Genomic DNA, 12,527 nt, shown 5'->3' on the forward strand with positions numbered 1-12,527 from the left:
TTGAGCGGGTGGGGCGCCATCTGCCAAATGGCATAGTTAAATAACTCCGGTTGGCCGATGGCGGGCGGGCAGGCGATTGGCAAAGTGTGCTCACCCACAACAGGAGCATCCCAATGAACTTCAAAACCGTGTCGATCGCCGTGATTTTCGCCTTGAGCGCCCCCTTCGTGCAGGCTGCCGAGACGTCACCGTATGTCTACCGCGAGGTGGCCCAGGCGCCTGCCAATGTGAAAGACCGCGAGATTGCCGGGTTGTTTGACCGTTGGAACAGCGCCTTGCAGACCGGCAACGTCAAGACAGTGGTCGACTTGTATGCGCCGGGCGCGGTCTTGCAGCCGACCGTGTCCAACCAGGTGCGTACTACGCCGGAGCAGATCACGGACTACTTCGATCACTTCCTGATGCTTAAGCCGGTAGGCCAGATCAACTACCGTGAGATCCGCCAGCTTGGCACTGACGTGGCGATGGACAGCGGGGTCTACACGTTTACCCTGACCGAGGCGAACGGCAAGATCCGCCACGTGCAGGCACGCTACACGTTCGTCTACGAGCAGGTTGGTGGCCAGTGGAAAATCCTCAACCACCACTCCTCGGCGATGCCTGAAGTGCAGGTGAAACACGCCAAGCAGTAACCGCAGATTTAAACAGTCCACGCCCCTGCGGGTGTGGATTTTTTTGCGTTTGCGCCGCGTCAGATCTCAAGGACTGGGAGAACAAGACCTCCTGGCTGGACGATGCGGCAGGTCGCAAACTCAGCGTGGCCGAAAGAGCCGCCATGATCAGCAACATGGGCGCTTTGTTGTTGACCGAGGGCTGGGGGACCAAGATTGTTGCGGGTGTCGGGAAAGGTGGGAAGACCGGTAATGGTGTGTCGAAGGATGCCGATGGGTTCGAAAATGGCCCCATTGTTGCGAAACCGGTCAAGCCATGCTGTTTCGCCGCAGGCACCATGGTTGCCACCCCACAGGGCCCCCGCGCCATTGATACCCTCAGTGTGGGGGATATTGTATGGAGTAAGTTGGAAAAAGGGGGGGAGCCGTTCGCTGCCGCTATTTTGGCTACGCACATTCGTACTGATCAGCCGATTCCTGGGTGCACAACACGGGTCTTTGCGATATCAATGGCAAGCCTGTAGTGCCAAGGAATGCCAAGAATCTAGAAGGTGGGCCTCTAGAGAAAGCCGATAAATTTAGTGGGCCTTTTATGCTGGAGGGCGGGCCTCCGAATGGAACTCTTTATCGTTCTGATAATAAAGGGAACATAACAAGTTATGCTGTTTTTGATGATAAGGGCATGATTATCAAACGTGTCGATGTGACGGGTAAGCCACATGCAGGGGCCCCCACGCCCCAAGCTATTGACTAGGTCGCAACGATTTGCCAGATGGATCGCTCAGGGTACAGTCACCGTCAAGCAAAAAACGCTCCACGGAGCGTTAGCGCAGAGAAAATCCCATGAAAATAATTAATAGTATAGATTCTGTCAGTTCTCCAAAGTACGAGCATTGGAAAAGCCAGTGGGGGGATCAGTCCGAGCTGGATGGGTTGTCTTATATCAGTGATGTTGTACACCCTGAAGATGCCTTGATGTTTTGCAAGGTCTTGTTTCCAGATTTTGTTTTTCATGAGTCGGGTGTATTTCTGGAAAATGGATTTACTGTTGAGGCGTACTCCAGTTGGATGGAAAGTTGTAATAATGATGTGGTGGCGGTTGAGAAACTTTTGAACCATATGCATCTGTATGACGTTTTTGGCGGCTGCACTGACAGGGTGGATGAAGCAGTGTATGAACAGCTGTGCAGGATTGTTGCTCAGTCATGGAGGATGGTGTTGCTGAGTAAATTTCCAGAAAAGAAGTTTTGTGTGCAAACGATAATATCTGATCAGGAATACGGTCCAGTGGTTACGTTTTCGCAGGTCAGAGAGTAGCTTTTATACAATTAATTCATAGTCGTGCACGGGAGAAATTTCGGTTTGATCGCTCCCACGCTTTAGTGTGGGAGCGATCGCGTGTCCCTGTGTGGGTTACGCAGCCTAGAGACTGTCCGGATCCCCAAAAAACATTTTGACTTGGCTCTAGGACGGTGTTTTCAGGCGGAAAAAATTCAAATGTGCCCCCAGTTTTGCCCCCAGTAGCGCGGGATATGCGGGCGATCGAGATTGGCGATCTCTGAGGCGGAGCAGGGTGGTCGGCGATGGCTTTCAATGTATGTCAAACTCGGCTTGCACGGGGGATGCCTGGATGATTGGTCGCCTAGGGCAGGGCACTAAGCGCCTGGTAGGACACCAAATCACATTCGGTGTCCGGTGTGTCATAGCTCAGCGACAGATATTACGGCTAGCTGCTTACGCTGCTTGCCGTAATATCTGTGTTGGGAGAAGTCTATTGATAAAGGAGCGTGCCTGTGCACTCGCCCCGATAGTTGAAGTCAATTACTCCCAGCCGAGATCAAGCGTGCGCCGCAACGAATGCTAGCGTCCGCCTCGCAGATCTAGGCGGTCTAGCTCCTCAAGAGTTTGGACAACGACCTCGACAAGTTCCCCGTCAAGGTCATCGCGGTCTGCCTCCTCATGAGTGCCTTTGTTCAGGTAGGTCCAGACAAGATTATTGACTGGAATACCCAAAATGCGGCTATACGCAGCAAGAAGTGGCTCTCTGTTCGCATGGTGGAAGGTCTGGGCATCTCCCAATTTCTTGACCAACGCTTCGCATAGATTTCTCAACGCAGGCTCGGCACCGACGCCAGCCAACATCAGATTCAACACGCCTTGGCCATGACTTCCAAGCCACCGCCAAACTTTCTCGCTCAGCATCTCCAAGGCTTGGCGAGAAGCAGCGAGCGCATCTCGGTCGTTGAGCGCTTCCCTTGCTGCCCTGGCCTTGGCAATGTAATTCGCGCTCGGTACGTTGCCGGTAAGCTATCAGCGCTGCATCTCCCTTTGACTGGCGAAGAAAAGATCGAAATCAGCTTCCGGGGAAACCCTGGGGTCCGCGTCGATGCGCTCGACGTTCTGAGCGAGGGGCATATACGCTGTCTCGGCCTTCGCACAATGCCAGCCAGCGTTCGTTGCATTCCTGGCGCACGGCCCGGTTAAAACCGTCAGGGTCGTTATCTACCAGCCAAGAGACCTCGTCGAGGTCGGCGTTGAACAGGCGCGCCATCAAAATCGCGCGCGAGCAGTTGGCCGAACCACAGCACCGCCCCTTGCAACTGGCGACAGTAGGTTGCGCCCGGGTCGTCCGCCCGCTCAGTAAAAAAGGCCGCCAACTGCGTCAGGCGCGCCAGTGCCGCCTGGGAGGGGGCGCACAAGCCCTCGGTGCCGGCATCGCCGAACACCCGCTGGGTGGTGTTTGCGCGGGTAGTTCGCTGGTGGCCAGTAGGACCTGCCACAGTGTCGGCAGGCAGTTTCTGACGCTGGCGACTTCAATAGCCAGTGTGTCGCAGTCCTGCTCCGTTTGCATATACAGCCAGGCGCGGTTGCCTGTGGTGACGGACTTGTGTGATGCGGCAGCCCACCTACGAGCTATATGCCAATGCGCCATTATGCAGATAAAGTAGCGCTTTTGGATCCAGAGGCTGTAAGCGCCTGGGTTGCAAGACGACAGACCGGAGAGCGATGTTTCATGGCAGATCTGCTGGTAAAGCACCTGAAGGAAAAAGCGGGCAAACATTCGGCACTGAGCCTGCTGGCCAGTCAGTGGGACTTCGACAAGAAGCTGATACCCAAGGCCTTGCAGAGCATCGGTGGGCTGTTCCCGCACTACAGTCGACATGATGAGTCCCACAGCAAGCAGATCCTGATCAACATCGAGCGGCTGCTAGGCGACAACATCAGGCTGCTGTCCGCCACGGATACCTGGTTGATTCTGGAAGCGGCCTACTGGCACGACATCGGCATGGTAGTACCCCATGCCGACCTGCAGAAGGCCATCGCCGAACCAGGGTTCGCAGCATATATCGACGGGATATGTGCTCAGCCCTACCACGAGCTGAACGCCATTGCACGCGCGTTCAAGTCCCGTTCGGACACCGGGCTGATATTCGATTGCGAAAGCCCGGTGGAGATGCTGGGCAAACTGCGCGAACTGCTGGCCGAATGGTTCCGCAGGCAACACGCTGACCGTGCGGCCGAGATTGTGCGTTCGCCGATGACCTCGATCGGGCTGAGCTCGCCACGCACCGAACTGATCCCGGCCAGGCTCATCCGAGTACTTGGGCGTATCTGCCAAATGCACGGTGCCGCTTTCAAGGACCTGCTGGCCCCCGAGGGCCTGCCATTCCGTGAGGCCGGCCTGGGCAAAGATGACTGCCACCCACGCTTCGTCGCCTGCCTGCTGCGTATGGGCGACTTGCTCGACCTAGACGACAACCGCTTCTGCCCGGTAATGCAGGGCATCGCCGGCGAACACCGCCCGGCGCTGAGCAAGGCCCACGAAGACAAGCACGCCGGCATGCGCCACTTGCGCCTCGACCCCGAGCGTATCGAGCTGGTGGCCGAGTGCGAGACGGTGGATGGCTACATGGAAGCGTTCAAATGGTTCAGCTGGCTGGAGGAGGAGGTCAGCAACCAGCGCAACAACTGGCGGGATATTGTGCCGAGCAGGAAGCTTGGGTTGTTGCCCATGCTGGGGCCGATTACCGTGCGGTTGAAAGGAAACTTGCAGATTCTGAAGGATGGCGTAAGGCCGGCGTTCTCACTGGACTCAGAAAAGGTCACCGAACTGCTTGAGGGCAAGAACCTTTATGGCAGCAAGTACGCGTGTATCCGTGAGCTGTTGCAGAATGCGGTGGACGCGACCTTGCTGAAAGTCTGGCTGACCCATAGGAATGATCCTGCACTGGACTGGAAACAACCAGGGTGCGAGAAGCTGAAAACAGTCTTTAATGCGCATGCGGTGACAGTCACGCTGGAAGAACTCGATACCGAGCAGGATGCCGACTCTGCATTGACGACGTGGCAGTTGCGCATCAGAGACAAAGGTACCGGTATCACCCGAAACGACCTGGAGTTCATGCTGAGCATTGGCGGCTCGCAACGGAATCAGCAGCGCCAGAGGGAAATTCGGCAAATGCCGGAGTGGGCGAAACCTTCCGGAGCGTTCGGTATCGGCCTGCACAGCGCATTCATCTTGTGCGACGAGATAAATGTGCGCACCAAAAATGTCGTCAATAACGAAATATTCGACATCGTCATGCACAAGCCTTCGGGCCCCAACCGTGGGCTCGTACTGCTGAGAAAGCTGCCTGAAGATATCGCTGAACCCTACGGGACCGAGATGACCTTGAGGTTCAAGCTGGATGCGTTCACACAGCACTGGTGGTCTGACGGCGAAGACAGGGACACGGTAGCCGCCAGGATCGCACGCAAGCGAGACCCCTTGCTGGATGAGTCATTTCCCTATGAGGCGGGAAAACTTTTCGACAAGGTAGTGGAGTTTGCAAATGATCCACTGATAAAAATAGACGGCACCTTGGTAACGAAAGGAGGACGGTTCGATATCGCGGATGTCTATGCGGGAGGTAAGTCTGGCAAAGCCGAGGGATGGCGATTCATCGACATGAAAGATACGCAACTCAAGATTCGTTACAAGCCTCTTCCTGTTGCTACGCAGCAGGAAGAGGAAACTTTTTACGCAGCTTATCGCGGGCAGCACTTTGATACCGACTCCATTTCATTCCCTCTCGTCAATGTTGAAGTCAATCTCGTTTCCGGTGGTGCGGGAACATGGCTGGATTTTAATCGCGACACATTGTCGAAAAAAGCACGAGAAGCTTTTAGGCGAGCGGTGCTTGAGGCGCTTTATCACACCGTTGAGTTTGATCTGGCACAGGGGCTGAAGGAGCAATTATTCAAGCAGCTTGACTGCACTAAAATAGACTACTCGATCTTCCTGAAGGAAATGGAGGCCTATTATGGTCCGCGCTGGGGGGTGTTGTCCGAAAAGTTCAGGGATACGTGGCAGGGTTTTAGGCCGGGCCGTCAGCCAGCGACTATAGAGCAGTTTTATAGTCGGCCAACGTGGAAACTCTGGGTTGAGGATTACTATGTGGATGCGGTTGATCACCTGGAAAGCCTGCGTATACTTCCTTATGAATTTGAAGCCATGGGGGACCTGATATTTAGAGAGTGGTTAAAAGTCCCAGGGCATTCGATTTCGGCAAAAGTCATCTACTGCCCACCGTCTGAACATTACCGAGACATGATCGGGCTTGAAGATGGTAGTACAATCGGCAGGATCTATTTTCAGTTCTCCACTGACTATCAAGAACCTTTGGATAAGGAATCATTGGCGTACTTTCTTAATAAGGCGCTGCATTCATCCGGCGGAAATTCACGGTACTACATGAACCCAGGCAAGGCTTTTGAACGTCTCTCGTTGAGAGCGGATGTCGACTTGAGACTGTTCAACCTCGCTGAGCATGACCTCTCTCAAGACAGGGTTCTCGTACCTTTGCTGTTTGTTGGCTCCAATGATTATGGCCCAGCAGAGGTTCGCTTCGATGACGAACAACTGCAGAGAATCTGCCAATGGACCGAAGGCAAGCTGAAGCAACCGATGACCCGTGAAGAAATGCGCGAGGCCTACCAGTCGTTGGCCGACTTCATCAACCTCGACGTGATGGCATGCTCGGACGCCTGGCAAAAAGCCCGCTGCTAGTGTCCTGTCTCGGAAATACGTTCACTTTTGGCGAGCGCCCAATTCGCCGTCAAAAGTGAACAGCTTATTTTCGAGCCAGACACTTAGTGTGGTGTTTCAGAAGTAACGCTGAAAATTTGGACTAGGCTCTGTAGAAACCCACTCATCAAGAGTTGTGTATCGACATGGGCCGACCAGCGACTGTCATTACCCTATCTGAAACTGAAAATGCGGAGCTGCTACGTCGGGTCAAACTCCGTAAAGGCCCCCAGGATGCACGTCTGCGGGCCGAAATAGTCCTCGCTTGTGCAGCCGGCGAATCTGGCAATGACATTGCACAGCGCTTGGGTACCAGCAAGGATGTCGTATCGCGGTGGCGGCAGCGTTTCGCTAAGTTGGGATTGTTGGGTTTGAACGATGAGCCGCGCTCTGGCCGGCCACGCACGATTTCGGATGAGCAGGTTCAACAAGTAGTAAATCAGATATTGCAAGGTAAGCCCGACGACTCCAGTCACTGGAGTACGCGCCGCATGAGCCGCGAGACGGGCCTTTCTCCTGCCAGCATCATGCGTATCTAGCACGCGTTCGGGATCAAGCCGCATCTGGAAAAAACCTTCAAGCTCTCCACCGATCCGTTGTTTGTCGACAAGGTCCACGACATCCTTGGGCTGTACTTGAATCCGCCCGAGAGAGCCTTGGTGCTATGCGTTGATGAGAAGAGTGAGATTCAAGCCTTGAACCACACGCAACCTGGTTTACCCCTATCGCCGGGCAACCCTGCAACTCGCACGCACGATTACAAACGACACGGTACGACCTCTCTGTTCGCTGCTCTGGATGTAGCAACCGGTGAGGTCATCGGCCGCTTGAGGCGTCAACATCGCAGCATAGAGTTTCTTGCCTTTCTGAAAGAGATCGATGCGTCGGTACCTGCTGAAATGCCGATTCATCTGATCATGGATAACTACGCAACGCACAAGACCGACAAAGTCAGAGCCTGGCTTGCGGCGCTTCCACGCTACAACATCCACTTCACACCGACGTCGGCCTCGTGGCTGAATTTGGTCGAGCGCTTTTTCTCAACGCTGAGCGAGAAATGGATCAAGCGGCAAGCACACGTTAGCGTCAAAGATCTAGAAGCTTCGATTGAGTATTACCTGGAAACGTACAACCAGAATCCGAAGCCGTTTCGGTGGCATAAGAAGGCAGAAGATATTCTCGCCTCAGTCGCTCGTGCAGCACGAGCGCTAGGCAAGTGATTTTTCAGTGGTACTTCTGAAACACCACACTAGAGACTCTCAGGCAAGCCGAAAAACATTTTGACTGGGCTCTAGAATAAGGTTTTTAGCCTTAAATTTATCTTGCATGCCCCCAATTTTGCCCCCAGTCGCACCGACCGAATCCCTGCGCCGGCGAATTCTTGTCGAAAACCCCAGCCGATTATATGTATTTTAAATGGCTTTTCTGAAGTCAATATGATTTCTCCGGCACTTGGAGTGCAATTTAGATGACTGAAGGGGAAAGCGAAATACGACTCCGATAATGTCGAGTCCTGGCTGCCAAGTGATTTGTGTTTGAGCACAAAAGGGCCCTGACGGGGCCCTTTTTGCATTTCATTCGCGAGATGCGGTTGAGTCGGCTCATTCGCGATCAGCGCAAGCGTTGGTCGACAAGGCTTAGATATTCTTCATTGAAAAACAGTAAAATAAGGCGCTCGTCCAGACGCGACCTCTCTTATGGCTGAAACTAAGTCCGTTACCCCCATTAGCAAATCTCACCACGGCCATTACAAGGTAAGATCTCCTGAGCACGCCATTCTCTAATAAGCTGGCGCCGGTTACGAAAGTAGCGCTCGTCGAGCACCTCTAGCTGTGCGATGTCTTCCAAGGAAATTACTCTAAATTGATCGTCTGCCTCGCACCAAGCCGCTAGAAAGCGTTTTGAATCAATAAAACCCAACATAATCGGCCATATAAATTGTTTATCCGAAGGTGCATGGGCCATCGACAAATTGATCGAAAGTTTACGTTGTTCTCGTAATGCAAACCGGACTTCACTTAGATCGATTGAAATGGAGGGTGGGGAGTGGGCGCCTACGTAGAATGTCTCATCTTCGAAGGTGTTACGCATATCCAAAGGCAAAACGGCGTTAATTTTGGCCAGCGCGTTCTTCACTGCGAAGGCAAATTTATCGTCTGTCTGTCGACTGACCCACTGGGCTCCTACTACAAGCGCCTGTATTTCTTCTTCTGTGAACGACAGTGGGGGTAAAAGAAAGCCAGGCTTCAAAATATAACCGAGCCCTGGCTCACCGTCGATGTCAGCGCCCATCCCCTGTAGCGTCAAAACGTCGCGACGTATGGTGCGAAGTGACACCCCAAGCTCCTGAGCAAGCGTTCGCCCCGATACCGTTCTGCGATGTCGGCGGAGCACTTGCATTAGCTCAAACAACCGGTCACTTCTGGCCATGCCTATTCCATCTCAATAACGGCCTTACCGCCGAGTTTTTGACCTTTTTCGAGCTCCCCGATCAGTTGAATTGCATCGATTAGGGAAACGGTTTTTCCTACCGGGATCCTGAAGATCCTTTCACTGGCAGCTTTTGCAAGCTTATCCAGAATGTCAGCGCGCGGCGACCCGATAATTGGTTTAAGTCTGCGATCAAAAATAGCTCGAATAAACTTGCCGAGATCTGGATTCAGATCTAGAAATACGCCTCCGGCTCGCAACATTGCAACGCCTGTCGAAACCGGTAGCGTCGCGGCAGTGTCGTAAACCACATCGAATCGGGTGGTGATACTCGATACCTGTGTGTTCCTATAATCATAGACTGTCTGCACCCCTAGCGATTTTGCTCGGGGTATGTCCTTTGCACTGCAGCTTCCCGAGACGACAGCGCCATGCATCAGCGCTATTTGAACGGCGGCTTCGCCGACAGCACCAGCACAACCGTTTACGAAGACATGCTGATCAGCTTGCAGCTTCGCTTTGTCTATTAGTCCGTTCCATGCGGTTATACCCGGTGTGCCCAGGCACGCGGCATCCTCGAAAGAAACATCATCAGGCTTATGTGCTAGGAATGCTTCTTTTGTGATGACGGCTTGGCCAAACGCACCGCTCTCCTTGAAACGGGCAAGTCCGAAGACGGGATCACCTACCTTCAGGCGGGTGACGCCTGGGCCGACCGATATAACTGTGCCAGAGAAATCCATACCCATAGCGCGAGGGAATGCCTTGCCGGTGACGATCTTCATTTGCCCGGCGCGCAACTTCCAGTCAATCGGATTTATCGCTGCAAATTTGACCCTTACTCCTACCTCACCTTTGCCCGGGGTGGGTAGGTTAAAGTCGGCAATCCGCATTACCTCCGGCCCGCCGTAGTTTTCGTACTGAATGCGTTTCATCATGCGTCTCCAAGCTCCAAAAATGACTGAGGTAGTCACGGAGACGACTCTATAAGGCTATGTGGACAGTTTTTGTCACCATTCGATCGAGTTGCCATTTTTCTAGAGGCATTTTATGTCGAACTCACCTTTCCAGTATTAATTATTGGTCTTTCATACGGATACACGGTGCGATTGGCTACTGACGGTCTACAGAGATAGGAGGATATTTCTCCAATACTGAATCGATTTCTATTTTAAAGTCATTCCTAGCGAATTGCAGAAATATCTATGAGGCGCGGAAGGCTGCTCATAGTTTGAGATCGGACTGGTCTATAAGTGGTTTCTACTTTATTGCAGGTTGGTGCTCTGCGATGTCTAAGTGTCGAGCACTCCATCTATCCTCAATCTTAGTTCAAAGGTTTAGATAACATGAACCATCAGGTATCAGAAGTAAAACCCGTACTTTTCGTGGTGACCAGTAACGCGGTGAAGGGGGAAACAGGTATTCCTACTGGATTCAATTTGGCGGAGGTCACTCACCCACTTGAAAAGCTACAGGCGGCGGGTATTCGCGTTGAACTTGCTTCGATATTAGGAGGCGCTGCACCTCTCGACGGCATGGAAGATATGGCGGATCCGGTAATTGCTCATTTTTGGGCGGATAGCGATTTTCGTCAGGCATTGGCCAATACCTTGAGAATCGATGAGATTGATCCCTCACACTATTCTGCCATTTTTTTCGCCGGTGGCCACGGCACTATGTGGGACTTTCCTGAAAACGTTTCCGTGCAAAGAGCAATCCGAGAGATTGATGCCGCAGGTGGAATTGTTTCTGCTGTGTGTCATGGCCCGGCGGCCTTCGTCAATGCTCGCCGCACAGACGGAACCCTTTTGATTGCGGGCAAACATCTGGCTGCTTTTACCGACGAAGAGGAAGAGGAGGTGGAGTCCACTCACGTGGTTCCTTTCTTGCTCGCTGCGACGCTCACATCGCGCGGGGCTCTTCATCAACATGCAGCTAACTGGGCAGATAATGTCGTTGTCGACGGTCGACTTATCACCGGTCAGAACCCGCAGTCTGCTTCGAGCCTGGGAGAAGCGCTAAGAGACGCATTGCTGGCGTCATAAGCATTAACTTCAGACAGAGGACAGGGCATATGAAGCTGATTTGTGTAGAAGAACACGTTCTGGATCCAGCAACAGGTGCTGCCTGCCAGGCGCTTGTCGGTGCAGAGGCTCCTTATCTTTCGGGTTGGGGCAGCCGAGTTGTGGATGGCGTAAACTCAAGCACTGATACAAGTCGGCCTCATGTAATTGCACCTGCCGAATCAGCGCGCAAAGGCCTAGACATGGGAGCATCAAGGCTTGCCGACATGAATGCCGCAGGCATCGGTATGCAAGTGCTCTCCTATGGTGGCTTCCCTCAAATGCTATCAGCGGAAAAGGCTGTTGATGTGTGCCGTGCCGCGAACGATAAACTGGCCGAGGCGGCGCATGCCAATCCCGCTCGCTTTTCAGGCTTTGCCACACTTCCATGGCAGGCTCCAGAGGCGGCAGCGATTGAGCTGGAGAGGGCGGTTACGCAGTTGGGCCTCAAAGGCGCATTGATTAACGGTCGACCTGGCGAATCCTTCCTGGACGACCCGCAATATGCACCGATACTAAGTGCTCTCAATGAGTTGAATGTTGCGTTGTACGTGCATCCAGGTTTGCCTCTGCCCGCCGTACAAGCGCCGTACTATGGTGGCTTTGATCGTGAGCTGAGTGCTCGGCTTTCCATGTTTGCGTGGGGTTGGCACAACGAAGCGGGGATCCAGGTAATCCGTATGCTCTTGGCGGGTGTATTTGACCGCTATCCCTCACTGCAAGTCATCAGTGGTCACTGGGGGGAAATGGTGCCCTTTTTCCTGCAGCGCTTGGAGGATTCGATTCCACAAGAAGCCTCGGGGCTTAACCGCCCAATCGTTCAGACCTATCGTGAACATGTCTATGTTTCGCCCAGCGGTATGCTCACCCTGCCGCATTTTCAGTTTGTATACTCGTTGATGGGGGCAGAACGCATCCTCTACTCCATCGATTACCCCTACCAGAGTTTGGACGGCGCCCGCGCATTTATTGAGAATCTTCCAATCAGCGAGACGGAGAAAGCGCTGATCGCCCACGGCAATGCCGAGAAGCTATTCAGGCTTTGAGTCCGGGATTGTCTATACGTAACCCCGCGCCAGAAATCATCGAGGTTTTAAGATGTCTGCCAAACCTGATGCCACAGAACTAATTGCTCAAACTGAACCTGGTCACAAGGGATGTGCGCCCCTTATTCGTATTGCCCAGATCCAGGTAGACCAAAAGCAGTTGGAGCAATACCGGGATGCCTCGTAAGCGCTCCATAAACCCCACATTCAAAGCGCTTATCGGATCCCGGATGCTGTGCTCCCGATTCCCTCAGGAGCCAGCTCGCCATGATGCGACCCGATGCCAAAGTCGAAAAAGTGTATCTGTACC

The 12,527-nt window shown here is 53.3% G+C and carries 9 protein-coding genes and 1 pseudogene; 8 read left to right on the forward strand and 2 right to left on the reverse strand.

Going from position 1 to position 12,527, the window contains the following annotated elements:
* The first annotated feature begins 113 nt into the window (after positions 1-113).
* The 6 genes and pseudogenes from CEC48_RS22625 (at position 114) to CEC48_RS22660 (ending at position 7,898) form a co-directional block, all read left to right on the forward strand.
* Complete coding sequence (locus tag CEC48_RS22625; protein ID WP_088425773.1) at positions 114-632, forward strand: SgcJ/EcaC family oxidoreductase; 519 nt, start codon at positions 114-116, stop codon at positions 630-632.
* Between the two features lie 143 nt (positions 633-775).
* Positions 776-1,135, forward strand: coding sequence for a Hint domain-containing protein (locus CEC48_RS22630; protein ID WP_088425774.1), 360 nt, complete (start codon positions 776-778; stop codon positions 1,133-1,135).
* A gap of 68 nt (positions 1,136-1,203) precedes the next feature.
* Positions 1,204-1,365 (forward strand): polymorphic toxin type 24 domain-containing protein, encoded by a 162-nt coding sequence (locus CEC48_RS32260; protein ID WP_371917781.1) that lies wholly within the window; start codon positions 1,204-1,206, stop codon positions 1,363-1,365.
* Positions 1,366-1,454: 89 nt separating this feature from the next.
* Positions 1,455-1,928 (forward strand): hypothetical protein, encoded by a 474-nt coding sequence (locus tag CEC48_RS22640; RefSeq protein ID WP_088425775.1) that lies wholly within the window; start codon positions 1,455-1,457, stop codon positions 1,926-1,928.
* Positions 1,929-3,624: 1,696 nt separating this feature from the next.
* Positions 3,625-6,660 (forward strand): ATP-binding protein, encoded by a 3,036-nt coding sequence (locus CEC48_RS22655; protein ID WP_176438767.1) that lies wholly within the window; start codon positions 3,625-3,627, stop codon positions 6,658-6,660.
* 164 nt (positions 6,661-6,824) lie between these two features.
* Positions 6,825-7,898: pseudogene (locus CEC48_RS22660) on the forward strand (IS630 family transposase).
* A 505-nt stretch (positions 7,899-8,403) separates the two neighbouring features.
* On the opposite strand, the gene CEC48_RS22665 reads toward CEC48_RS22660, so the two are convergent.
* Together CEC48_RS22665 and CEC48_RS22670 are read right to left on the reverse strand one after the other, a co-directional pair.
* Positions 8,404-9,108 carry a YafY family protein gene (locus tag CEC48_RS22665; protein WP_088425777.1) on the reverse strand — a complete coding sequence of 235 codons (705 nt, stop codon included), beginning with the start codon at positions 9,106-9,108 and terminating at the stop codon, positions 8,404-8,406.
* Between the two features lie 2 nt (positions 9,109-9,110).
* Positions 9,111-10,043, reverse strand: a complete 933-nt coding sequence (locus CEC48_RS22670) for an NAD(P)-dependent alcohol dehydrogenase (RefSeq protein WP_088425778.1) — start codon at positions 10,041-10,043, stop codon at positions 9,111-9,113.
* A gap of 411 nt (positions 10,044-10,454) precedes the next feature.
* On the opposite strand from CEC48_RS22670, the gene CEC48_RS22675 reads away from it, so the two are divergent.
* Positions 10,455-11,153, forward strand: coding sequence for a type 1 glutamine amidotransferase domain-containing protein (locus CEC48_RS22675; RefSeq protein WP_076013542.1), 699 nt, complete (start codon positions 10,455-10,457; stop codon positions 11,151-11,153).
* 29 nt (positions 11,154-11,182) lie between these two features.
* Complete coding sequence (locus CEC48_RS22680) at positions 11,183-12,217, forward strand: amidohydrolase family protein (RefSeq protein ID WP_088425779.1); 1,035 nt, start codon at positions 11,183-11,185, stop codon at positions 12,215-12,217.
* Positions 12,218-12,527: the final 310 nt, after the last annotated feature.

The sequence above is a fragment of the Pseudomonas sp. K2I15 genome (assembly GCF_002204795.1).
Lineage (GTDB): Bacteria > Pseudomonadota > Gammaproteobacteria > Pseudomonadales > Pseudomonadaceae > Aquipseudomonas.